Source organism: Gemmatimonas groenlandica, assembly GCF_013004105.1.
GTDB lineage: Bacteria > Gemmatimonadota > Gemmatimonadetes > Gemmatimonadales > Gemmatimonadaceae > Gemmatimonas > Gemmatimonas groenlandica.
Map to the genome: position 1 here is coordinate 3,471,918 of NZ_CP053085.1, position 23,841 is coordinate 3,495,758.

A 23,841-nucleotide genomic window follows, 5' to 3' on the forward strand; every position below is an offset into this window, starting at 1 on the left:
GATGAGAACCGAACCGGACGACGGAGGGGTGCGCACCATGGCACGTGGAATGCTGGATTCGATGGAACGCAACGGATCGGATGATCGCCGCCTGGGCCACGAGATTACTCGGCAGGGCAAGACCGATTACGTGAACGTCGGTGCCACGGAGCGCATCGCCTCCGCAGTCGCGGGTGGGTTTCTCACCATGTTCGGCTTACGCCGACGTGGCTCCGTGGGATACGGCATGGCGCTGTTGGGCGCCGAGATGCTGTACCGCGGGGCGTCAGGGCACTGCAAGACGTATTCGATGCTCGGAGTGAGTACGAAGGAACACGTCGAACCGGGTGTACCGGCCGATGTCGACCATGAGCGTTCGATCAGCGTACGTCAGAGCGTGTACGTGGAACGGCCGCGTGAGGAGTTGTTTGCCATGTGGCGCGACTTCTCCCGGCTGCCGACGTTCATGGATCATCTCGAGCGCGTCGATGTGCTCTCACCCACGCATTCGCATTGGGTGGTGGCGGGACCGGCGGGCTCGAAGGTCGAGTGGGATGCCGAGATCGTCGACGAGCGCGAGAATGAGTGGATCGCGTGGCGCACGGTGGAGCCGGCGCAGGTGCCGAACAACGGCACGGTGATGTTCTGTGAGATGTCGGACGGCGGCACGGATGTCTTCGTGACACTCGAGGCGCAACCGCCTGCCGGACGCTTCGGCGATCTCGTGGCGCGGATGTTCGGTCGCGCACCCAATCGACAGGTTCGTCAGGCGCTCGAACGCTTCAAAGAAATGGCCGAAGGTCGGCTGACGCCCCAGCGCATGATGACGGACGCGACCATCCCGATACCGATGACGCCAGAGCAGACGCTATGACGTCGTCACCTCACGAGGAGCCCGAGCAGAAGACTCGGCCTTCGACGCCGCCGGCACAAGACGCCGACGTGATACGTGATGCCGACGGCTTGGTGGTCGACGAGTACTCCGACGACGATTTCGAGGACGGCGAGCACATGGATGCGCTGGACCAGGAGCGCGCACTACAGGGAACGAATGCGCTCGAAGACGTCGCAGACGACGGCGACGGAATCGACGAGATCAATCTCGCCGACGCCGTGAGGCAGGATGGCGCGGACGCTGAGATGCGCGTTGGTGCCGAATCACTATCGGCGGACGAACTCGAGGACGCGGCAATCGGCCACGAACTCAGGGGAGCGGCCGGCGTGACCCGCGACGATGAAGTGCATGGCGAACGGATGTTCGACTCGCCCGACGGCAAGGGGCGCCAGACGCCGGAAGGCGAGCAGGACTGAGGGCTGGACAGCAGATTGGTCGGGTCGCCCGTTGAAGCAGTGATACGACGGGCGTCCCCTGCCACCTTCTGCTGAGTGTTCCGATGCGTCCTCATCTCTCCGCGGCAGCACGACGCCGCGCGGCGTTGCTTCCCGTGTTGCCTCTGCTTCTTGCTGGTCGCCTCGCCTTTGCGCAGGGTGCGGAGCCGGTGGACATGACCGCGATCTCCAAGATCCGCGCCGAAGCCTTTGAGCACTCGCAAGTCATGACCATGATGTCGTGGCTCACCGATGTGCATGGCCCCCGCCTTACGGGCTCGCCGATCACACGGCGCGCCGCCGACTACACCGTACAGCAGATGCAGTCGTGGGGCCTGAGTAACCCGCGTATTGAGCCGTGGGGCACCTTTGGCCGTGGCTGGGTGAACGAGAAGTTCTACGCCCAAGTCACGTCGCCCGTACCGTTTGCGGTGATCGGCTATCCGCAGGCCTGGACGCCGGGTACCAACGGTCTCGTGAAGAGTGCGATCGTGTACGTGCGCATCGATAGCGATGCCGATTTCGAGAAGTACCGCGGCAAGCTGGCCGGCAAGGTCGTGATGCTGGCTCCGATGCGCGAGGTGGCTCCCCGCTTCGAACCGTTGGCCGCGCGTCGCTCCGAGGCCGACCTCGCCAAGCTCGAAGCCGCACCCCTGCCGGCACCGGCCGCGATGGGTCCTCGCGCGTCCGCCCCGCGCACCGCCGCCGACAGCGCCGCGATGCGGCAACAGGAGGCGATGCGCGCCACGCAGGCCACGGCGGTGCGGCGCATGGCATTCATTGCCGATGAGAACGTCGCTGCGGTGATCGAGCCCGGACGTGGCGACGGCGGCACGGTGTTCACCAACAACGGACAGTCGCGCGATCCGAAGACCCCCTACGGTACGCCGCTGATCGTGGTGGCCATCGAGCATTACGGCCGCATGCTGCGAACGGTCGAGAAGGGCGTGCCGGTGGAGATGGAGCTGGACGTTCGCAATCGCTTCTACGATGACGATCTCACGTCGTTCAACATCATTGCCGAGATCCCGGGCACCGATCCGAAGCTCAAGGACGAAGTGGTGATGCTGGGCGCGCACTTCGACTCGTGGCATGCCGGTACCGGCGCCACCGACAACGCCGCGGGTTCAGCGGCCATGCTGGAAGCGATGCGCGTGCTGAAGGCCTCGGGGCTCAAGCCCAAGCGCACGATTCGCATTGCCCTGTGGACGGGCGAAGAGCAGGGGCTGCTCGGCTCGCGCGCCTATGTGCGTCAGCAGTTCGGCACGCGTGACTCGCTCACCGACGCGGGCAAGAAGGTGTCGGTGTACTTCAATCTCGACAATGGCACCGGGGCGATTCGCGGCGTGTTTCAGCAAGGCAACACCGAAGCCGGCCCGATTTTCAAAGCGTGGATGAAGCCGTTCGACGACAAGGGCGTGAAGGCCGCCACACTGTCGAATACCGGCGGCACCGACCACCTGGCCTTCGACGGCATCGGCATTCCCGGCTTCCAGTTCATCCAGGACGAGGTCGAGTACGGTACCCGCACGCATCACTCGAACATGGACACCTACGAGCGCGTGCAGGATGCCGACATGAAACTGAACGCGGCCGTGATCGCGTCATTCGTGTATCACGCGGCGAACCGACCCGCGCTGTTTCCGCGAAAGCCGGCCGCTATCGCACCGCGGTCATAAGCTGCGTTCCGACCCAGTGTTCGCCTGAGGCGAGGAGCACCGGAGGGCGCACCGCGGCGGCCTCCACGCACACCATGTGCAGCTCCTCGCCGTCGGCAAAGTCCGACCGCGTGCGCGTGCCTTCCGCGCCGGGATTCCAGACCACCGTTTCCGGGAATCCGCGCTTTTCGATACGCAGCGTGCGATTCGGCTCGCGCATCTCGATCACATCGGGCGTCGCGAAATACACGCGATCGATGTGCCCTTCGATCGGCAGCACGTCACCCGCTTCATCGAATTCAGCGCCGTCGCGGAGTGCGTCGCGATACCGGCACCCACGCAGCCCGCCGACGGTCGTGGCGAGGGCGTCCTCCACCGCGAAGTACGGATGGAGCGCCGCCGTGAAGGAGAGCGGCTGCGCGTCGGTATTGGTGACGGTGAGCTGCACCGTGAGCACCGCCGCGGCCACATGCACCGAGAGGTCGGCCCGAAATGCGAACGGCCACACCGCACGCGATGCCTCGGTATCGGTCAGCCGCAGGACGACGCGCGCGCCGCCGTTGATCTCCTCCTGCGTCACCACGGCCCACCGGCTGAGCCGCGCGAACCCGTGATGACCGATCGGACCAAACGCGCCAAACTGCGGAAAGCACACCGGAATGCCACCGCGGATCGAGCAACCGGGCCCGTACTGCGCCTCGCTGCTCACGAACAGCCGATCGACCTGCGACCGTGCCGGTATCCACGAGGTCACGTGCGCGCCGTCGAGATACACGCGCGCAAAGGCGCCGTCCGGCGCGTTCACCTCGACCGATGGCGCCTCGTGAGCGCCGCTCACCGCGACGTCACTTCGCGGTTACACGCTGCAGCGTGCGGTAGAGAAACTCGGCAGCCCACCCTAGCGCCGGCACCGGCACCCGCTCGTTGTCGCCGTGCATGCGCAGCTCATCCACCATGGGCAGCGGCATCGGCAGAATGCCGTACGTCGGAATTCCCTTCGCGCGCAGCGCGGCGCCATCGGTGGCGCCCGTGCTCATAAAGGGAATGACGGTGGTGTTCGGCACCATCGCCGTGGCAGACGACTCCATCGCCTGATACAGCGCCGCCGACACCGGCGACACTGGTGGCGAGGTGCGCGGCTCACCGGTGAGGGCGAACGTGACCTGCGATTCCTTCGCGACCATGTTGAACGCCGAGACCACGGCGCGGACATCATCGTTGGGGAGCACACGCACGTTGAAGGTCGCGGTGCCTTCGCTCGGAATCACGTTCGAACGAATGCCGCCGTTCATCAACGTGAGCGACTGGCCGGTGCGCAACACCGCGTTGTGCAGCGGCTCGCGCGACAGGATCGCCGCCGCCGCATCGATCTGTAGCTTCGACGCGGTGGGCGACGAGACGCGCAGCATCGCCGCCTTCATGACAGGATCCTTCTCGATCCGCGCGAGGCGTGCGAAATACAGTCGCGTCGTCTCGTTGAGCTTCACCGGCGACTTCCACTCGTGCACGCGCGACACCGCACGGGCGAGCGCCGCCAGCACGTTCTGCGGCAGCGGCACCGACGCGTGGCCGCTCGGTCCCTTCGCGGTGGCGACCACATTGTACGAAATCTTCTCGGTGGTCTGGATGTTCACTGACATCACACGTCCATCCGACACCCGCACACGTCCGCCTTCATTGAGCGCGAACTCCGCATCCTTGATGAGATCGAAGTGCTTCTCGATCACCCGATCGATGCCCACCTCATCCCCGCCCTCCTCGGCCGCCGTGGCCAGGAAGATGATGTCGCGATCGAGCGACGCGCGCTGCGTGGCCAGCTGCTGCATGGCCGCGGTGGCCGTGGCGAGCATACCCTTGTCATCGATGGCGCCGCGACCGTACAGGTAGGACACGCCGCCTTCATCGCGAATCGTCGCGGTGAAGGCCGGCGTATTCCACTTGGTAGTGTCGGCACCGACCACGTCCATGTGCCCCATGATGAGCACCGGACGCTTGGTGGGATTCACCGCACGCAATCGTGCGATGAAGTTGGCCCGTCCGTTCCCGGCATCGAGCACGTGACGCTCGACGCCGGGGATCTGCGCGAAGATCGCATCGAAGTAACGCGCCGTGAGCATCTCGTTGCCCGGCGGGTTCTGCGTGTTCAGCGCGATGAGTTTGGTGAGATGCTCGAGCGAGGCCCGCTGGGCCAACGCACGATCAAACCCGGCCGGTGCAGCGGTCGTGACGATGTAGGGCGACGTTCCTTGTGCCCGAATCGCCGTCGTGACACCGGCGCTGGCGACGAGCGACAGCGCCACAGCGACACGGCGCACTACAGCTCCCATCCCTTACGGTACACCCGCGTGAGATACTGATCGGCGTCGGGCGCATTGGTGAACTTCATCGCGGCGCTGTCGTAGATCACTTTGCGGCCCTGGCCCGCACGAAGCGCAGCCATGCCGAGCAGCATCGTTTCGGTGAGCGGCGACGCCTGCGAGAACGGAGAGCTGGACTGCGCCTCGCCCTTCGACGCCTGGATCCAGTTCTGTTCGTGCGACACCGTGATGCGTGGCAGCGTGACCGGTACCTGCTCGGCCTTCTTGGCGATCGCTTCCGGGAAGATGCGCGGCTTGTTGCCGTACGTCTCGTAGAACATGATGCCCTTCTCGCCGATGAACACACCACCACCGCCGTCGCTGCCGGGATTGTTCATCGGCACGTCGTCGGGCAGCATTGCCGGACGCGGCGGCATGAGGCCACCGTCGTACCAGTAGAGTTTGAGCGCATCACGCTTCCCGACCTTCGGGAAATCGTACTGCACCGTGGTGGCCATCGGGTACGTGGCCGGATTCTGCGCACCGCCGCCCCACGGCGTGGACGACGCGGCGATCGAGGTAGGATACGTGAGGCCGAGCGACGTGAACGGCTGATCGATGAGATGCGCGCCCATGTCGCCCAACGAGCCGACACCGAAGTCGAGCCAGCCACGCCACGCGAACGGATGGTACGCCGGGTGATACGCGATCTCCGGGGCGGGACCAAGGTAGAGGTCCCAGTTCAGTCCCGGCGGCATGGACGAATCGTTGGCCGCCATCGCCGAACGCACCGCGTTGTCGACCGTGCCCATGTTCCACTGCGGCCGCGGATTTGGCGGGTTCGTGGGCGCCGGCGCGTTGGCGGCGCGCGGACGCGGAATGCCCTGCGCCCAGTAGCGCACTGGACGATCGGTCCACACGTGCACTTCGTGGATCTTGCCGAGAATGCCGGACTTGATGATCTCGCTGATGCGATGCGAGCCTTCCATCGAGTGGCCTTGATTGCCCATCTGCGTCGCGAGCTTCGGATTGGCCGCGGCGGCCTTCTGCAGCAATCGCACTTCATGCACCGAATAGGCGAGCGGCTTTTGCACGTACACATGCTTGCCGAGCGACATCGCGGCCAGCGCGATGGTGGCATGCAGGTGATCGGGCGTCGCGATCAGCACCGCATCGATGTCCTTCTGCTTGTCGAGCATCTCACGGAAATCCGTGTACTTCGCGGCGCTCTTGTAGGCCTCGCCCAGTTGCACATTCTGCGCTGATGGCTCGCCGGTGCGCGGCTTGAGCCGCCCGTCGAGCGAGCGCTCCACGTACGCGAAGTCCACGTCGCACACCGCCACGATGTTCTCGGTGAGCATCTGCGACATGTTGCTCATACCCATGCCACCGATGCCGACGCAGGCGATGTTGAGCTTGGCGCTGGGCGCGCGATAGCCGGGGCCACCGAGCACGGCGCGCGGCACGATCATCGCGCCGAAGGCGAGCTTGGCGCTGTCGGACACGAAGTCACGACGGGAGTAGGGATTCGACATGGGAGGCGGTGGGAGTCGTACGACGAGGGGGTACGGCGGGTTTGATCGGGTCGCTGGCGCGGCGACAGCTATGCTGGAATCATGATATATCCCTCGCGCCAGCTTCCGTCGAGGCGGAATGGCCGGTCTCCGGCCAATTGTACGCGCTCTCGGAGTCCGGCGGCCCACCAGGCACCGGCGATGCCACCCACGACGGCCTGCAATTGGTCGTGCGTGCGCACGTGCTCGAGCGTGATGCCGGTTCGCGACTGCAACCGGGCGGCGGCGTCCTGCACGTCGGCCACCGACGCGCGTCCCTTGGCCATCAGCGGTGACAGTCCCAGCGCACGCCAGCCAGCCGTGGGAAAGCTTTCGGTCACCACACGGGCCGTCGGCGCGGCCGCGGGATCACCCGGCAACGCCCAGTCGGCCGACGTCAGGAACGACTCGAACAGCGCGATCGAGAAGGTGGTGAAGCCGAGGTACGTGCGTGGCTTCACGCCGTCGGGAGGCAGTCCGGTTTTACCGGGGGCGCGCACCGCGCGCTCGCTGAGCCGGCAGTGCGGCGAGTCCGTATCGGGCGAGCGCCAGCCCAGCGGGCCATCGATGCACAGGCAGCGCACGTCGTGCGTCTCGACCATCTCGCGCAGCCAGGAGGCCAACGCGGCCACCGACGGGCGACCGCTGAGCGGCACGTCGAACGCGCGCGCCGACAGCGACTCCGGTGCGCTACCGCGATTGTCGTACGTCACGAGCGCGACACCGATATCGCGGTAATCCACGTACGCCAGATCGACCGAGAGCGCGACTCCACGACCCGGTGTGATGGCGCGAGGGGTCACGAGACTGGTCAGAAGCGCAGCATCCGCGCCGGCGTCACCTTCGACGGATCACCGACGTAGGCCCACCGCACCTTGCCCATGTATGTGCGCGCCGCCTGCTGAATCTGTTCGGGCGTGACCGCGCGGAGTTCTTCCACGAACTGCGCCGCGCGACGGAAATCGCCCTGATACAAGTCGGCGCGCGCCAGCATGTTCGCTTGGTCGGCGTTCGTTTCGTTGTCGAGGAAATACGTCACGATGAACTGTTGCACGAGACGTTCGAGTCCGTCGGTGGTGATCGTTCCTTCGCGCAGCGAGGTGATCTGCTGCTGCATGATCGTGAGCACTTCGTCGGGCTGCGTGGTCGTGACATACAGCCCGCCCAGCGAGAAGGCACGCTCCACGAACGGGGCATTCACCGAGTAGGTGAGATTGCGACGGCCGCGCACTTCGGCGAACAGCCGACCACTGAGCACGGCGCAGGCGAGCCGAAGTGCCGGATAATCCTTGCTCGTGGCCTTCGGGCCGTGGAAGTAGCCCTGCAGGTAGTTGGTGGGCAGCGTGCGCTTCTCGACCACGTACGCACTGGGCAACTCCGCCGGCGGATCGGGCAGCGTCCACGCGTAGTTGCCCTTCGGCATGCGCCCCAGCGTTTCGCGCACGAGCTTCTCCACCTTGGTGCGCGAGACGTTGCCCACCACGACCAGCATCATACGCGACGTCACGAACTGCGACGCGTGGTACGCCTTGAGATCGGCGGTGGTGATCGATGTGAGCGACTGTTCGGTGCCCGTGGGCTCGAGCGCGTACGGATGGCCTGAGAACGCGATGCTGTCGGCGAGATAGTCGAGCAAGGCATCCGGGCTGTCCTTGCGCTGCCGCGTCGCGGTCACGAACTGCTCGCGCACCAGCTCCACTTCCGCCGGATCGAGTCGCGGCGCCATGACCCGATCGGCCAGAATAGCCCACGTGCTATCGAGTCCGGTGGTGGTGGCCCGCAAACTGATCGTCGTCCAGTCGGCATTCGCACTGACGCCGATCGCACTGCCCAACTGCGCCATCTTCGTGCGCAGCAGATCGCGCGGATACTTGGCGGTCCCGCGTTCGCTGGCCTCGAGCAGCAGCGTCTCGATGCCCTGATTGGCCGCCGTGAGCTGCCGCGTGCCCCCCAGCAGATAGAGGTTGGCAGCGACCACGTTGTTCGCGCTCACGCGACGCAGAATGACCGGAATGCCGGCGACATCGAACTTCGAAGTGAGCGTATCGGTCGGCGAGGTAATCGCCGGCGAGAGCTCCGCAGGCTTTGCTGGCGCTGCCTTCGCCGGAGCTTTCGCCACCGGCTTCTTCACCGCCCCCTGCCCCGACAATGGCGCCGCCGTCAGCATCATCACCCCCCCCGCCAGCAGTACCCCCCCCCCCCCATACCCCCGACTCCATTCTGTTTTTTCACGGCCTCACCACTGGACGCAGCGCAGGCGCGAGCAGTTCCTTTTCCGTGAGCCCGATCGAGCGACGCGCGTCACTGGACAGCAGCACGCTGGTCACGCGCGGCTTTCCCGCGATGTACGTGGTGGTGTATCGCAGGAGATCCGTGATGCGCTGCTGAGCCATGGTGTCCGTGTAGCCGATGAAGTAGTCGAGGTTGGAGACGCTCCACCAGAAGCCGATGGTGTGCGCGATTTCCGAGGCCTTTTCGATGCCGAACGCACTCGACACGGTCCGCTGGGCCTTCACCGCTTCCAGTTCGCGTGTGGTCACGTACGTGGGATCGGTGAAGCGCGCGATCTCGCGTTCCAACGCGGCCATCGCGGCGCGGTACTTGTCGGGCGTGGTCTGTCCGCTGATGGAAATCGGACCGGTCTGATTCAACGTGTAATAGTTCACCCCGACGCCCTGCCACAGTCCGGTGTCCACCAGATTTTTCTGGAACGTCGATCCCGGCGTATTCAGGACGTCGCTGAACACATCCGCCGCGAACGTGGCGCCGGGATCCTTACCGACACTCGGGCCCTGCCACTGAATGAGCACGGCGACGGCGTTGATCGGTTCTTCGCTGATGTGCGCCTTGTTGCCGTCGAGCGCGGGAATGGGCGGAATGGGATCGGCCTTGAACGGATCCTCACCGCGCGGCCAGGCACCAAAGACCTGTTCGGCCAGCACGAACACCTTCTCCGGATCCACATCACCGGTCACAATCAGCGCGCTGTTGTTCGGCACATAGTACTTGCGCTGAATCTCGCGCATTTGCGCCGGTGTCACATTGGCGATGACCGTGCGATCGCCGATCGTGTTCTTCCGGCTGAACTGCCCGGGATAGAGCAACTCCGTGGCTTTCTGCTGAAACGCAAAACCGGGCTGCGCTTCGTTGCGATCGTATTCGCCCAGCACGACTTCTTTTTCGCGCTTCAATTCGTCGTCGCGAAAGCTCGGATTGACCAGCGCACTGGCCAAGAACCGCAGTCCACCGGCGACCGAGTCGGCGGGCAACGTGAGGAAGTAGTTCACACGTTCTTCCTGCGTCGTGCCGTTGAACACGGCACCCAGCTCAGCGGCGCGATCGTTGAAGGCCTCGGCGTCGGGCAGGTCCTTGTTGGCCTTGAAGAACATGTGTTCGTACATGTGCGCCAGGCCGGCGTACTCGGGGCTCTGCGTGAACGCGCCGTTGCGGACGTCGATCTCCAGTGTCGCAATCGGCACGCCGTGGTTCTCCACGACGATCACTTCCATACCGTTCGTGAGCACCTTCCGGCGCACCACCTTGGCCAGCTCAGCGCGGGACTGCGCCGGCAGCAGCTGCGGCGTGGCCGCGGGAATGGCCACCGCGAGCAGGGCGGCGATAAACAAATGCCGGAGGTCAGGCCGGGCGCCGAACGGTGCGGGCATGCGACGTGTGAAGAGGAAGGGATGATCGGTGGTGTAGCACGAACGATGGCGCACAGACCCGCTGCGGGGAATCTTTCGGAATGACTCCCGCCCAGATCGCCGACGCCCTTGTCGCGGCATCCGCGTCCGAATCGACGCCGCTCGATCGCCGCCGACTGCAGCTCAGTGCACCGCTAGCCCCGTACACCACGTTCCGTATCGGCGGTCCGGCCGATGTGCTGCTCGAGGCGCAGACGGCCGATGAACTGGCGACGGCGATCACGGCCGCGAAGCAGGCCGGAATTTCATGGTTCGTTCTCGGGCTGGGGGCGAATGTCCTGATCGGTGATCGGGGCATCCGCGGCCTCGTGATCCGGAATGCGGCGGCCGCCCACACGATTTCCGACGACGGGACAGTGTGGTCGGAGAGCGGCACCATCATGCAGGAGCTGGTGCTCGACACCGTACGGGCCGGGTGGTCGGGGCTCGAGCACTACATCGGCATCCCCAGCACCGTCGGTGGGGCGCTCTGGCAGAACCTGCATTTCCTCTCGCCGGCCCCCGAGCGCGAGCGGACGATGTTTATCGCCGAAGTGTTCGCGTCGTGCGAGATCCTCGCCGAAGAGGGCGACCGCAAGGTGGTCGACGCCGACTACATCCAGTTCGGCTACGATGACACCGTCTTCCACCACCGCCGGGATGTCGTCCTGAGCGCGACGTTCCAACTCACCAAGGCCGATCCGGCCCGTCTCCATCAGATTCTGCAGGAAAATCTGTCGTGGCGCGGCTCGAGACACCCGTGGTTGCAGGTGCACCCCAGCGCCGGCTCCATCTTCAAAAAGATCGAAGGGGTGGGTGCCGGGCGCCTGATCGATCAGTGCGGGCTCAAGGGCTTCCGGGTAGGCGATGCGCAAATCTCGCACATCCACGCCAACATCCTGGTCAATCTGGGACACGCCACGGCGGCCGACGTGCGGGCACTGGTGGCCCACGCCCAGGCGGCCGTGAAGGAACGATTCGGCTACGAACTACAGCCCGAGGTCGGGTTCATCGGGGAGTTTTAAGCGCCGTTCTCTGCGAGTGCTCGCGCCGTTCTCTGCGATTCCTGCGCTCTCTGCGCCTCCGCGTGATCAGTTCCACGGGCCTCCGTCGAGAACCGATCGCGCGGAGGCGCAGAGAACGCAGAGGCCGCAGAGGAAACGAAAAGGAGGGGAACTGTGTCGAAACGCACATGAGACGTGGTCCGTAGCGTTAGGACCTGCCCTGTCCGTCCCCTCCGATCCCCTCCCGACGTGCTCCGTCGTTTCTTTTTCGTTGCCGCGTTGGTCGTGCTCGGCTTCTCCGCCGCGACACCCGCCGCCGCCCAGCAGGTGGATGTGATCCGCGGCCGGATCACCGGCACCGAGAATGAGCCGCTCGACAACGTCGCCGTCGTGGTCACCTCGATCTCGGGCAATGTGAATCGCACGGCCCGCACCGATCGCACCGGCCGCTTCACCGTGACCTTCCCCGGTGGCGACGGGGACTACATGGTGAGCGTGACCGCCCTCGGCTACAGCGTGAAGCGCTTCGAAGTGAAACGCGGCGCCGACGAGGACATCCTCATTGCCGACGCCAAGCTGTCCAAGGTGGGCGCGGTCCTCGACGCCGTAAAAGTCACGGCGGCTCGTGAGAAGGTGTCACGCAACGACGTGCAGCAGGACGTGGGCGGCACCGAGCGCGTGATTGCCAACAACAACGCGCTGCCGCCCGATCAGATGGGTGACCTGGCGGCGATGGCCGCCACGCTGCCTGGTGTGCAGCTTGTGCCCGGTCAGGACGGCGGCGCGAACGGTTTCTCGGTGCTCGGACTTGGTGCCGACCAGAACAACACCACCCTCAACGGCATGATGTTCGGCGGCGCAGGTCTGCCGCGCGATGCCAGTGTGTTGAGCTCGCTCGTCACCTCGCCGTACGACGTGTCGCGCGGCGGCTTCTCCGGTGGCCAGTTCAGTCTGCGCACGCGTCCGGGATCGAACTTCGTCAGTCGCGGACTGAGCTTCGTGGGTGATGCCCCGCCGTTGCAGTGGAGCGACGCGGCGGCGCGCGCGAATGGGCAGGAGTACAGCAACGGATCATTGGGTGGGTCGATCTCGGGCCCGCTCATTTTCGACAAGGCGTTCTACAACGTGTCGTTTCAGCTGGGCCGTCGCAGCAATGATCTGCAAACGCTCCTGAACACGTCGAGCACCGGATTGCAGGCGTCGGGGGTCGCTGCCGACTCGGTTCAGCGACTGGTGGGCGTTCTGCAGAACGCCCGCGTCCCGATCGGATACAGCGGACTGCCGTCCAGTCGTCTGGCCGATCAGGGCTCGGTGTTCGGCGCCATCGACTTCACGCCGCCGTCGAGCACGAGTGGCGCCGCATATAACCTCACGTTCAACGGCAGCTGGAACAATCAGAATCCGGCGTCACCGCTGACCACGGCATTGCCCACCACCAGTGGCGAGCGCACCTCGCTGAACGGCGGCATTCAGGGACGCCACAGCGGCTACTTCATGCTGCGCGGCATCGGCATTCTCACCGAGACCTCGGGCGGCATCAGCGCGTCGCAGAGCGACGGCTCGCCGTATATGGATCTGCCGAGCGGACGCGTACGGGTGAACTCGAACTTCGCCGACGGCAGCAACGGCGTGCAGAATCTCGCCTTCGGTGGCAATCAGTTCCTCGGCACATCGCAGATGTCGAACAGCATGTCGGCCATGAACACGCTGTCGTGGTTCAGCGCCAACAACAAGCACCGCCTCAAGCTGGGCACCGAAGTGCGACGCGATGCGTCGTCGCAGGATCAGACGGTGAATCGCCTGGGCACCTTCTCGTACAATTCGCTGGCGGATCTGCAGGCCGGTATTCCCATCACGTTCACGCGCACGCTGTCGCCACGCGAGCGCAACTCCAGCATGATGGTGGGAGCGATCTCGCTGGGTGATTCGTATCGCCGCACCAACCGGCTGCAATTCCAGTACGGGGTTCGCGTCGATGCCAACCAGTATCTCGAGGCACCCGCGCGTAACACCGACGTGGAGCGACTGCTCGGCGTGCGCAACGACCTCGTACCCAATGGCGTGTTCGTGAGCCCACGGGCAGGCTTCTCCTGGCAGTACGGCACAGGGCCGCAGATCGGCGCCTTCGATGGCGCGTTCCGTGGGCCGCGCGCCGTGATACGCGGTGGCATCGGCGTGTTTCAGAACACTCCGCAGGCCACGTTGGTGGGTTCGGCCATCGACAACACCGGCCTGGCCAGCGCGATTCAGCAGCTCGCCTGTGTGGGGCCGGCGACGCCGATTCCCGACTGGAACGCCTACGGCAATCCGGCCCTCATTCCGACGCGTTGCACCGATGGCAGCACCGGCACCGTGTTCTCCAACGGCGCGCCGAACGTGACGCTGTTCGCGAAGGACTACGCGGCGCCCAGCAGCCTGCGCTCGAACCTGAGCTGGTCGGGACCGGTGCTGTGGAATCGTTTCAATGCCAGCGTCGACGCCACGTACTCGCTGAACACGCGGCAGTCGAGCTTCGTGGATCGCAATTTCGCCGGCCTGCAGCGCTTCACACTCGAAAACGAAGACGGCCGGCCGGTGTATGTGTTGCCGACGAGCATCGTTCCGCTCACCGGCGCGATCGCCGCTGGCGACGGTCGCGTGGCCTCGCAATTTCAGCGCGTCACCGAGCAGCGCAGTGACCTCAACTCACGCAGCGCGCAGGGCAGTGTGCGGCTGTCGCCGACCAAGTTCAGCACGAACTTCAGCTGGAGCATGAGCTACACCTACTCGAACGTGCGCGAGCAGTTCCGCGGATTCAGCAGTACGGCCGGCGATCCGCTGGCGGTGAACTGGTCGCGCTCCTCGTTTGATTCGCGGCATCAGCTCACGTACAATCTGAGCTATAACGCGTTCGACTTCATTCGGCTTGGCTGGTTCGGTCAGTTCCGATCGGGGACGCCCTTCACGCCAACGATCGGCGGCGACGTGAACGGTGACGGTTTCAGCAACGATCGCGCGTTCGTGTTCAATCCGGCGTCGAGCGATGCGGCCACCGCGGCTGGCATGCAGGCGTTGCTGAACAGCGGATCACGCGTGGCGCGGGCCTGCCTGTCGTCGCAGCTCGGCAATCTGGCGGCGCGCAACAGCTGCCAGGGGCCTTGGGTGAGTTCAGCGAATCTGTCGATCTCGTTCAATCCAGTCAAACTGCGCCTGCCGCAGCGCGCCAATCTGTCATTCAACGTGTCCAATCCGCTCGGCGCCGCCGATCTGATCCTGCACGGCGAGAACAATCTGCGCGGATGGGGCCAGCAGCCGTTCCTCGATCAGTCGCTGCTGTATGTGCGTGGCTTCGATGCGAACACCAAGCGCTACACGTACGAGGTGAACCAGCGCTTCGGGGCCACGAACCCACAGTTCAACAGCTTCCGCACGCCGGTCACGATCACGGCCCAGTTGCGCTATGACATCGGCCCCACGCGCGAGCGGCAGGTGCTGACGCAGTCACTCGACCGCGGACGTCGCACCAAGGGGACCAAGGCCGGCGAGGCGATGATCAAGGCGCAGTTCGGCAACGGCGGTGTGCCGAACCCGTTGGCCACGATGCTGCGCGATCAAGATACGCTCAAGCTGTCGTCCGATCAGGCCGACAGTCTGGCGACGATGAATCGTCGCTACACCGTACGGCTCGACTCGATCTGGGCGCCGATCTCGAAGCGGTTCGCTGATTTGCCCGAGCGCTACGACCATGACGACATCTATGCACAGTACGTGAAAGCGCGTGAGGCGAGCATCGACATTCTTCGCAAGTATGCACCGGCGGTGAAGGGGCTGCTCACCGATGTGCAGCGCCGCAAGCTGCCGCCGTTCGTGGCCAGCGCGCTCGACGATCGTTATCTCAAGTCCATCCGATCGGCCACCTCGGGCGGCGGTGGCGGCATGATGATTCCCGGTGGTGGCGCGATGATCATGGCTGGTGGCATGGGTGGCGGCGCGCAGACGATCGAGATCCGACGGTAATGCATTTCTCTTCAACAACGACTCCAGACATGACTCTCTACTTCGCGCGGACACTCGCGCTTCCCGGGCTACTTACCGCGCTGGCTTCGTCGGCCAGCGCGCAGGCGCGTCCACCCATCCGTCAGCTTGGTGCGGTGCATGCCACCACCACCGATTCGCTCGGCATGGTGAACAACGTACGTGCCCTGCCCGGCGGCCGACTGCTCGTGAACGACGCCACGAGCCGCCGCGTGCTGCTGGTGGACTCCGCGTTCAAACTGATCAGCATCGTGGCCGACTCCACGAGCAGCACGGCCAACGCGTATGGTCCGCGTTCGGGAAGCTTGATTGCGTATCGCGGCGACTCGACGCTCTTCGTTGACGCCGCCTCGCTGTCAATGCTGGTGATCGATCCTGCCGGCAAGATCGGTCGCGTGATGTCAGTGCCCCGCTCGCAGGATGCGATGATGCTGGCGGCCGGAGGACTCGGTACCGGCGCGTACTACAGCAACGGCTATCTCGTGTATCGCGGCATGCCGGGGTTCCGCATGCAGATGGGACCGAGTGGCACGCCCACCATGCCGTCGGTGGCCGACACGATGGCGATCGTGCGCGTGAATCTGCAGTCGCGCGCGGTGGATACGGTGGGATTCATCAAGATCCCGAAGACGAACACCAACATGACGCGCAGCGACGACGGAAAGATCAGCATCTCGATCGAAGTGAATCCGTTGCCGGTGGTCGACGACTGGGTCGTGACCTCCAGCGGCGACATCGCGCTCCTTCGCGGCAAGGACTATCACGTGGACTGGATGTCCCCCGATGGCACGCATCGGTCGTCACCGAAGATGGCGTTCGACTGGAAGCGGCTGACCGATGAGCAGAAGGTGGCCCTGATCGATTCCGTGAAGGCCATTCGCGATCGCGCAGCGGCGGCGAATCCCGGACAGGGCAACGCGATGGCAGCGGCATTCGGCGCTGCCCTCGGCACCGGCGGTGGTGCTGGTGGTGCGGCTCCGCAGATGGTGATGCGTTTCGAGTCGCGCGGCCCTGGTGGACCTCCGGGCGGCGGTGCCGCACCGCAGATCATGGCGCCTCAGATCAACTATGTGTCGCCGAGCGAGTTGCCCGACTATCAGCCAGCGTTCTTTGCCACGAGTGCGAAGGCCGACGACGACGGCAACATCTGGGTGCGCACCATTCCCACGAAGCCGACACCGGGTGGTGCCGTGTACGACGTCGTCAACGCCAAGGGAGAAGTGGTCGATCGTGTGCAGATTCCCGAGAACCGCACCATCGTCGGCTTCGGCGCCGGTGGCGTGGTGATTCTCGCGGTGCGCGAGGGGATGACCACCAAGCTGGAGCGGGCGCGGGTCAAGTAGGTACCCGCAACAGCAACAGCAACGGCAACGGCAACAGCAACAGCAACGGCAACAGCAACAGCAACAGCAACAGCCAGAACACGGATAGCGCTGATCTCACAGAAGCAACACAGATAAGCAAAATGCGCTTTTTGCTTATCTGTGTTGTTTGTCGTTCAATCGGTGTGATCCGTGTTCAGGCTGTTCAGGCTGTTCAGGCTGTTCAGGCTGTTCAGGCTGTTCAGGCTGTTCAGGCTGTTCGCCGTTACCGATCCTCGAGCACTACAGCGCGCTCGGTGCTGCGACAGAGTCGTTCGTCGCTGCGGCAGAAGCTGGTGCGCAGCGTGCCGCGAATGGGGAGCGCTGAACGCGGAATGGTGACGGATGCGCGCTCTACGAAGTAGGCGCTGTCTTCAGTGACGGTGGGTGCCCGTAGGAGGAATCGACGACCGTCCCCTGCATCAATGACGGGGGGCAGCAGGGCGTTCACCCGCGCCCCCGGCTCGACCGAGATGGTTATCCGGACGGAGTCCGTACCGAAGGCGAGATCGAGGTCGGGTGGCACCACGGGGCGCAACTCCGTCGGCAGCTGCGGTAGCTGCGGCAGCGACGTTACGATCGGCGCGTCGGCTTTCGGCTCGGGCACCGGTGCGCCGTCCCCCGCGCAGGCGGCGAGCGCGAGGCCGGTGAGGACGAGCAGCGCGTGCGCACGGGTGGAGCGGAGACTCGGCATATGGTGAAAGATACTCGGTTTCGGTCGCCAAACCGGGGCCGACATATACAGACTAGACAAATTGCGTTCCGTTTGTCTATACTGTACAATGACCTCGATTGACGTTATGCCGCACGCCAGTTCCCCCAAGATCGACGCGCTTCTCGACGCCTCGTTCGGGGTGTTCATGCGCTTCGGCTACCGGAAGACCTCCGTGCAGGATGTGGCCGATGCGGCCCAGCTCTCCCGGCAGGGGCTGTACCTCCACTTCCCGAGTAAGGAACTGCTGTTTCGCGCCACTGTCGAGCACGCGATGACCCGCGCGTATCGCGACGGAGTGACGGCACTCGGCGGCGATGAACCACTCGACGCGCGCATCGTGAATGGGTTCGATGCGTGGATGGGCCGTTTCGTCGGTATCGCCAACACGGACGCCTCCGACTTGCTCGACGCCGCGCACCTGCTCAGTGGCTCGCCGGTGTTCGAGTACGAAGCACGATTTATCGCGGCCGTGGCCGGTCACTTTGCCGCATCGCCGCTGGCCGCCTACTACGCACCGCTCGCGCTCACGCCGGCGCATCTGGCCGAGACGCTGTATGCGGTGGCCCGAGGCTACAAGCACACCCTGATCACCCGCGAGGAATTTCTGCAACGGGTCGCGCTCTCGGTGCGCACGGTGTGCGCGCCCTTGCTGCTGTCATGACCCGCTCCGCGTTCTGGCGCACCGTTCGCCGCTCACTTACCGCGTTCGTCCTTCTCGGAGTTCTCATCGTGTCTACGGCTGTCGCTTCCGGCTGGAGCGCCTTCGGCGCGAATCGATTCGGCTCGAGCACGGGCACCGCTGCGTCATCGGTGCAGCGCGCCGCGCGCAGGGCGCAGTCCCCGCAGTATCGCGGCGGTAAGTTCGTGAACAGCGACCCGTTGGTGGACGACATGATCGGTGGCGTTCGCGGACTGTTCTCACGCAGCGCCACCTCATCACCGGCCGAGTCGCTGCCCGTGAACACAACCGTGCCCGGCGTGCCAGACAACGCGAAGCAGTTCCGCGTCACGTGGTACGGTCACTCGTCGGTGAGCGTGGAAGTGGAAGGGCTGCGTGTGCTGATCGACCCCATGTGGAGCCAGCGGCCATCGCCGTTCACGTGGATCGGACCGGAACGATGGTATGCGCCGCCAGCCACGCTGCCATCCATGCAGCCGGTGGACGTCGTGCTGATCTCGCACGATCACTACGACCATCTCGATCAGCGCACACTGGTCGAGATCGCGGTCAATCCGGCCAATCGTCACACGCGCTTTCTGGTGCCGTTAGGGGTGGGCGCACATCTGGAGCACTGGGGCATTGCGGTCGATCGCATCACGGAGCTGGACTGGTGGGAGCAGGTCCGCATCGGCGAGGCCACGTTCACCTGCGCGCCAGCGCGTCATGCCTCGGGGCGCACGTTGTTCGACCGCGATGCCACGTTGTGGGCCGGCTGGGCAATCGCGGCAACGGAACAGCGCCTGTATTACTCGGGCGACACGGGCATGATGCCGGCCTTCCGGGAGATCGGCGAGAAGCTTGGCCCCTTCGACGTGACACTCATGCAGATCGGCGCGTATGGCGACGCCTGGCCCGACTGGCATCTCACGCCCGAGCAGGCGATCACCGCGCACGGCATGCTACGCGGACGCACGCTGCTGCCGGTGCATTGGGGCTTGTTCAATCTCGCCTATCATTCGTGGCGCGAGCCCATCGATCGACTCATGACCGCCGGCGCCGCGCAACGGATCACGATCGCCACGCCGCGTCCTGGTGAAGCGGTCACGATCGGCGATACCGTGCCGATCCACGCATGGTGGACCGGCACGCGTTAACGCGGTGGTTCAGTTTCCGCCGGTGCGACGCGGCGGGGCCGGCAACGTTCCCTTGTTCGCCGTGGCCTTTTCAATGGCCTCCACCGTGACCTTCGTGCGGAACTCCACGATCTGCTTCGCCCACTCGGTCGCCTTCTTGCGGTCGGCGAGCGACACCCCATTGATCGTCAGCTTCTTCGCCTTCGCGCGCGCGTCGTAGCGGATCGACTTCGGATCGTCGATGAACATGTTGAGCGAGATCTCCGGATCATCGTGCAGTCCTTCGGCGACCGTCTGATTGACGCCGAACTGCTCCATGTGCTTCGCCACGCTGGCGTAGTCGTAGTACTCCTGGATGTGCGCCACGATCGGCGCGCCCTGCCAGATCTTCGTGAGCGAGTCGGCCACCCAACGCTGTCCTGCCTGATTGCCGCCGCTATCACCGATCAGAATGATCCGGGTGAAGCCATGTGCCTTGAGGCTGTGCACGAGATCCGTGAGCAGCATGCGGAACGTCTCTTCGCGCATGCTGATAGTGCCGGGCGACGCCATGTGTCCGCTGGCCGGGCTGATGTTGCCTTCGGGCACGAACTTCACGATCGGTGCACAGAGTGCATTGCCAAGCTTCCAGGCAATGGCTTCGCAGTTCGTATGCAGCACGTAGTTGTGCTTGCCCGTGACCAACCACGGACCGTTCGGCTCCATACCGCCGGTCGCGATGATGGCCGTGGTCTTCCCGGCCTTCAGCGCGTCACGCACGTCCATCCAGGTCATCTCTTCGATCCACACCGTGTTCGGCGCTGGCAGCGGATTCACGGCATCGACGCAGTTGTACGGATTCGCGGTGCACGTGCCGCCACCTCGGTTGCGTGGATCACGCTGGGCCTCGCTGGCGGCGGCACCCTGCGCGCTGGCGCTCCCGCTGAGTGCAACGGACGCCACGGCGCTGGCCAGCGCGGCGCCCAGGATCGAGACGCGGAGCGCGGCGCAATGTGGAGTGCGCGAGAGAATGCCTCGGGTCATGGCGGTGCCTCGTAACGGTTGAACGGTGGGGGTACTCGGGGGTGGTACTCAGTAGGATGCGAGACGATGCCGCCGAAATCGTCACTTCGCCAGAGCGGAGTGCGCGTCGAATGCGTATAGTGTCGCAGGGTGCGTGAACGACGTGCCCCCGATCGACTCCCACCTCCCGGACCATGGCCTTCCCTGTCCGCCCGCGCGCCGTTCTGGCGCTGACATGTACGGCTGCCGTCTTCGCGGCTGCCGTCTTCGCCGCGGCGCCGCTTGCCGCGCAGAGCACGGGCAGCACTCCCGCGTCTGCCCCCACTCTCACGCTCGCCGAAGTGCGGGCGTTGGTGGAAGCGCACCTGATCGTCTCCGCCATTCACGATTCGAGTGACAACAAGGCCGCTCAGCAGAAGAACAAGACGAAGGAGGCGCAGCTCGACCTGCAGCAGAAGAAGCGGCAGATGATCACCGACGCGCTCGCCAAGAAGGGGATGGCCGACTCTGTGTTCTCGAAGCGTCGCTTTCTGGTGAGCAGCAATGCGACACTGCGCGCGCAGTTCGACAGCATTCTCGCCGATGTCACCGGCGCGCCGCTCCCGGGCGTAGTGGCGGCCGCACCGCTGGCGCCGGGTGCCGTGGCCGCCTCGTCTCTGCCGCCTGGTCTGGTCGGCACACACTTAGGGCACGTGCTGTCGAGTTTCATGGACACGCCCGACAAGTCGGGCTTCCTACCGATGGCGCTCGCCGAGGCGAAGATCGCGGCACAGCATGCCGCGTTTGCCGCGCGCACGCCGGACAACCTGCAGTCGATGCAGACGCACGCCGGGCACGTGATTCATGCGCTCGACCCCACACAGGCGCCGAGCGGACCAGGCAAGGGCTTTGGCATGAAGCGCGCGGCCGGTGGCATTGCGCAGCATGCGGAGCTCGCAGCCAAGGAACCGACGGCGTCGGCGAATGTGAAGAGCCACGCGGTGCATGTGGCTACGGCAGCGCGGAGCGCGATGTCGCGCGGCGATCAGGCCATCGCAATCGCAAAGCAGATTCAGGCGGCGACCACCGCGGCTGCCGCGGCATCGCTGGTCTCGCAGCTGGTGTCGATCTGCGATCAGCTCATTGCCGGCTCGGACAACAATGCCGACGGACGCATCGGGTGGGGCGACGGTGAGGGGGCGCTGCAGCAAGCGCAGGATCATCTGGGACTACTGTTGGCGGGCGAAAAGAAGCCCTGACCTTTCTGTCCCGAATGCACAGAGCGGCGCCGTCATTCATGACGGCGCCGCTTTGGCTAGGCAGGCTGGGCGACGATCAGCAGGCCACGCAGCGATGGCTGTTCTTGGCACCCAGCTTCTCGAGCAGCTGAATGGTTTCCGGGAACGGACGCAGACGCTGTACCGGACCGTTGGCCATGTCCACCGTGGTCATGCCATTACGGGCCACGGCCTTCGGATCGGCTCCCTTGCTCACGAGATACTTGATCATCTCGTTGTCGCCGCGCGCGGCGGCATGGTGCAGCGGCGTGTAGCCATTCACGTCACGCTGGTTCACGTCGGCATGCAGCACTTCTACGAGATACTTCATGGCGGGCATCCACCCGTCGGCGGCATGACGATGTGAATTGCCGGCGAAACCGTTGCCGTAGCCAACGCCGGCGGCGGCATGCACGGGATAGATGCCGATACCGGCTGGCACGGCCTTCGACGCCGAATCGATATCGGGCGGCATGACATACGCCGCCGGGCCATCACCCGGACCACCGGCGCCACCCGCCAGCCGCGCGCGGTTGGCACGATTGGCCGCCACCGGACGAACCGACGGCAACGTGTCGATGGCGCCGTGATCCTTCAGCAGCTTCATCGCGTCGACGTCGACCGCATACGCGGCGCGCCAGAACGGCGACGTCCCGTCGAGCGCTTCGAGGCCACAGTTGGCGTTGCCGCAGTTGTTGAAGGCAAAGAACCAGAGATTTTTCTTGAGGCGGACGTTGGGATCCGCACCGGCCGTCAGCATCGCGTCCATCAGTTCGAGGTGCGTGACCTTCTGGGTCTGCACCGCCTGCGGTTGCGGGTAGCGCGAGCGCGGCGCCCACATCGTGTTCAGCGCGGCGTACAGCGGCGTGAGGCCGGCACTGCTGCCGATCTTCACATTCGCGCCGCGCTTCACCAGGGCCATCGCCAGATCGAAGTGGCCGTTGATCGCCGCCATCAACAGCGCCGTCGTGCTGTCACTGGTCGTCACTTCGTCGATCTTCGCGCCGCCATCGAGAATCGCCAGCGCCGCATCGATATTGCCCTGACGCGCGGCGTGATGCAGTGCCGTCATACCGCCCATGCTGCCCACGGTCGCTTCGTAACCGGCCACCTGGCCTTCGAACAACTCGGCCGACTCAGTGGTCTTGGCCACCGGGCCTGACGAGAAGAGCGCACGACCGGCCTCAATCGCCTGTTGGATCTGCGCCGGCGTGAGGTCATTCGTCGGAGGCGCGGCGACGCCGATCTTGTAGCCGCGCAACGCGGGGTCAGCTTTGGGGGCCGGTGCCGCCGCGACAGCTGGCGCCGCGACAGCCGTTGGAGCCGGTGCCGGTGCCGGTGCGGCCGCCGCCGGTACGGCCATTCCCGCCGTTGCCGCCGCACGATTGCGCGCCGCCGCCGCATCGGCCATCAGCTTCTCCGCCGCCTTGGCCGAGGCATCGATGATGGAGTCGCGCGTCTTCTGCGGCAGATACGAGAAGAGCACTTCATTGCGCTTCTTGGCCGCGGCCTGCTGACGCGCCAGCTCTTCAGTGAGATCCACCATCTTCGTACGGATCGACGGATCCGCGCCACCGGCCAACAGTGCGCGCGCCGCCTCGCCACGATTCTCGGCTGCGGCGAACATCAGCGGCGTTTGCCCCCACGCCGATTCGCGCGCATTGGGATCGGCCTTCTTCGCCAACAACGCCTTCACCGACGCCGCATCACCGGCCGCCGCCGCGAGGTGCATCGCGGTCGCACCTGTCGCGGTGAGTGACTTCGCATCGGCACCGGCCGCCAGCAGTGCTTGCACGATCGCACCATGTCCGGCTCGCGCCGCCACATGCAGCGGCGTGTAGCCGCCGTTCTTGGTGGTACCCGTCAGCTTCGCGCCAGAACGCAGCAACAGTGCGGTCATCGCGACATCGCCACGATCGGCCGCCCAGTGCAGCGCGGTCATCCCGTCGCCCTGCGCCACGTTCACATCGCTCTGCTGCGCGAGCAACGCGCGCACCTTTGCGATGTCGCCCTGCATGGCCGCTTCGGCGACGGCTGGTGCCACCCGAGCGGCCGGCGTCGTTTCAGACTTGGCCGTCGCCACCCGCACCACCGACTTGGTATCCTGTGCCGCCATCGGTGAGAGCGCGCCCGACAACAACACGAGCGCACCAGCCACACCGATCCGGACTCCGTTTCGATCGATCATGGCATGTC

18 protein-coding genes are annotated in these 23,841 nt (G+C 65.1%); 9 read left to right on the top strand and 9 right to left on the bottom strand.

What is annotated here, in order from left to right:
* Position 1 precedes the first annotated feature (1 nt).
* From HKW67_RS14840 to HKW67_RS14850, 3 genes are all read left to right on the top strand, one after another.
* Positions 2-853 (top strand): SRPBCC family protein, encoded by an 852-nt coding sequence (locus HKW67_RS14840; RefSeq protein WP_171226128.1) that lies wholly within the window; start codon positions 2-4, stop codon positions 851-853.
* Complete coding sequence (locus tag HKW67_RS14845) at positions 850-1,290, top strand: hypothetical protein (RefSeq protein ID WP_171226129.1); 441 nt, start codon at positions 850-852, stop codon at positions 1,288-1,290. The genes HKW67_RS14840 and HKW67_RS14845 overlap by 4 nt, the downstream gene beginning before the upstream one ends.
* An 83-nt stretch (positions 1,291-1,373) precedes the next feature.
* Positions 1,374-2,987, top strand: coding sequence for a M20/M25/M40 family metallo-hydrolase (locus HKW67_RS14850; protein WP_171226130.1), 1,614 nt, complete (start codon positions 1,374-1,376; stop codon positions 2,985-2,987).
* Here HKW67_RS14850 and HKW67_RS14855 read toward each other — a convergent pair.
* The 6 genes from HKW67_RS14855 to HKW67_RS14880 all read right to left on the bottom strand — a co-directional run bounded on the left by HKW67_RS14855 (position 2,968) and on the right by HKW67_RS14880 (position 10,481).
* Complete coding sequence (locus HKW67_RS14855; RefSeq protein ID WP_171226131.1) at positions 2,968-3,804, bottom strand: D-hexose-6-phosphate mutarotase; 837 nt, start codon at positions 3,802-3,804, stop codon at positions 2,968-2,970. The genes HKW67_RS14850 and HKW67_RS14855 overlap by 20 nt on opposite strands.
* A gap of 7 nt (positions 3,805-3,811) precedes the next feature.
* A complete protein-coding gene (locus HKW67_RS14860; protein WP_171226132.1) occupies positions 3,812-5,281 on the bottom strand; it encodes a M20/M25/M40 family metallo-hydrolase in 1,470 nt (489 codons plus the stop codon).
* Positions 5,281-6,798 (bottom strand): Gfo/Idh/MocA family protein, encoded by a 1,518-nt coding sequence (locus HKW67_RS14865; protein ID WP_171226133.1) that lies wholly within the window; start codon positions 6,796-6,798, stop codon positions 5,281-5,283. Before HKW67_RS14865 ends, HKW67_RS14860 begins: the two co-directional genes overlap by 1 nt.
* A gap of 68 nt (positions 6,799-6,866) precedes the next feature.
* Positions 6,867-7,619 (bottom strand): DUF429 domain-containing protein, encoded by a 753-nt coding sequence (locus HKW67_RS14870; RefSeq protein ID WP_171226134.1) that lies wholly within the window; start codon positions 7,617-7,619, stop codon positions 6,867-6,869.
* Between the two features lie 8 nt (positions 7,620-7,627).
* Positions 7,628-8,986 (bottom strand): M16 family metallopeptidase, encoded by a 1,359-nt coding sequence (locus HKW67_RS14875; protein WP_206044439.1) that lies wholly within the window; start codon positions 8,984-8,986, stop codon positions 7,628-7,630.
* A 58-nt stretch (positions 8,987-9,044) separates the two neighbouring features.
* Positions 9,045-10,481 (bottom strand): M16 family metallopeptidase, encoded by a 1,437-nt coding sequence (locus tag HKW67_RS14880; protein ID WP_171226136.1) that lies wholly within the window; start codon positions 10,479-10,481, stop codon positions 9,045-9,047.
* Between the two features lie 80 nt (positions 10,482-10,561).
* Here HKW67_RS14880 and murB point away from each other — a divergent pair, with 80 nt between their 5' ends.
* From murB to HKW67_RS14895, 3 genes are all read left to right on the top strand, one after another.
* Entirely contained in the window at positions 10,562-11,524 is a 963-nt protein-coding gene (gene murB, locus HKW67_RS14885; protein ID WP_171226137.1) for a UDP-N-acetylmuramate dehydrogenase, read from the top strand.
* A gap of 228 nt (positions 11,525-11,752) precedes the next feature.
* On the top strand, positions 11,753-15,499 hold the full coding sequence (locus HKW67_RS14890; protein WP_171226138.1) for a TonB-dependent receptor: 3,747 nt from the start codon (positions 11,753-11,755) through the stop codon (positions 15,497-15,499).
* 29 nt (positions 15,500-15,528) lie between these two features.
* Complete coding sequence (locus HKW67_RS14895; protein ID WP_171226139.1) at positions 15,529-16,860, top strand: hypothetical protein; 1,332 nt, start codon at positions 15,529-15,531, stop codon at positions 16,858-16,860.
* A gap of 244 nt (positions 16,861-17,104) precedes the next feature.
* Here the strand turns inward: HKW67_RS14895 and HKW67_RS14900 are convergent, their stop codons facing one another.
* Entirely contained in the window at positions 17,105-17,572 is a 468-nt protein-coding gene (locus tag HKW67_RS14900) for a hypothetical protein (protein ID WP_171226140.1), read from the bottom strand.
* A 106-nt stretch (positions 17,573-17,678) separates the two neighbouring features.
* Here HKW67_RS14900 and HKW67_RS14905 point away from each other — a divergent pair, with 106 nt between their 5' ends.
* Both HKW67_RS14905 and HKW67_RS14910 read left to right on the top strand, forming a co-directional pair.
* Positions 17,679-18,254, top strand: a complete 576-nt coding sequence (locus HKW67_RS14905; protein ID WP_171226141.1) for a TetR/AcrR family transcriptional regulator — start codon at positions 17,679-17,681, stop codon at positions 18,252-18,254.
* A gap of 68 nt (positions 18,255-18,322) precedes the next feature.
* Complete coding sequence (locus HKW67_RS14910) at positions 18,323-19,408, top strand: MBL fold metallo-hydrolase (RefSeq protein WP_171226142.1); 1,086 nt, start codon at positions 18,323-18,325, stop codon at positions 19,406-19,408.
* A 9-nt stretch (positions 19,409-19,417) separates the two neighbouring features.
* Here the strand turns inward: HKW67_RS14910 and HKW67_RS14915 are convergent, their stop codons facing one another.
* A complete protein-coding gene (locus HKW67_RS14915) occupies positions 19,418-20,410 on the bottom strand; it encodes a creatininase family protein (protein WP_171226143.1) in 993 nt (330 codons plus the stop codon).
* Positions 20,411-20,583: 173 nt separating this feature from the next.
* On the opposite strand from HKW67_RS14915, the gene HKW67_RS14920 reads away from it, so the two are divergent.
* Positions 20,584-21,627, top strand: coding sequence for a hypothetical protein (locus tag HKW67_RS14920; protein WP_171226144.1), 1,044 nt, complete (start codon positions 20,584-20,586; stop codon positions 21,625-21,627).
* A 76-nt stretch (positions 21,628-21,703) separates the two neighbouring features.
* Here HKW67_RS14920 and HKW67_RS14925 read toward each other — a convergent pair whose 3' ends face one another.
* The gene (locus HKW67_RS14925; RefSeq protein WP_171226145.1) at positions 21,704-23,833 is read right to left on the bottom strand and encodes an ankyrin repeat domain-containing protein; all 2,130 of its coding nucleotides are present in this window, start codon (positions 23,831-23,833) and stop codon (positions 21,704-21,706) included.
* Positions 23,834-23,841: the final 8 nt, after the last annotated feature.

Coding starts and splice junctions, on each gene's coding strand:
- HKW67_RS14905 (WP_171226141.1), top strand. CDS start 17,679: ATGCCGCACGCCAGTTCCCCCAAGATCGACGCGCTTCTCGACGCCTCG.
- HKW67_RS14865 (WP_171226133.1), bottom strand. CDS start 6,798: ATGTCGAATCCCTACTCCCGTCGTGACTTCGTGTCCGACAGCGCCAAG.
- HKW67_RS14875 (WP_206044439.1), bottom strand. CDS start 8,986: ATGATGCTGACGGCGGCGCCATTGTCGGGGCAGGGGGCGGTGAAGAAG.
- HKW67_RS14840 (WP_171226128.1), top strand. CDS start 2: ATGAGAACCGAACCGGACGACGGAGGGGTGCGCACCATGGCACGTGGA.
- HKW67_RS14900 (WP_171226140.1), bottom strand. CDS start 17,572: ATGCCGAGTCTCCGCTCCACCCGTGCGCACGCGCTGCTCGTCCTCACC.
- HKW67_RS14880 (WP_171226136.1), bottom strand. CDS start 10,481: ATGCCCGCACCGTTCGGCGCCCGGCCTGACCTCCGGCATTTGTTTATC.
- HKW67_RS14920 (WP_171226144.1), top strand. CDS start 20,584: ATGGCCTTCCCTGTCCGCCCGCGCGCCGTTCTGGCGCTGACATGTACG.
- HKW67_RS14845 (WP_171226129.1), top strand. CDS start 850: ATGACGTCGTCACCTCACGAGGAGCCCGAGCAGAAGACTCGGCCTTCG.
- HKW67_RS14895 (WP_171226139.1), top strand. CDS start 15,529: ATGACTCTCTACTTCGCGCGGACACTCGCGCTTCCCGGGCTACTTACC.
- murB (WP_171226137.1), top strand. CDS start 10,562: ATGACTCCCGCCCAGATCGCCGACGCCCTTGTCGCGGCATCCGCGTCC.
- HKW67_RS14915 (WP_171226143.1), bottom strand. CDS start 20,410: ATGACCCGAGGCATTCTCTCGCGCACTCCACATTGCGCCGCGCTCCGC.
- HKW67_RS14850 (WP_171226130.1), top strand. CDS start 1,374: ATGCGTCCTCATCTCTCCGCGGCAGCACGACGCCGCGCGGCGTTGCTT.
- HKW67_RS14925 (WP_171226145.1), bottom strand. CDS start 23,833: ATGATCGATCGAAACGGAGTCCGGATCGGTGTGGCTGGTGCGCTCGTG.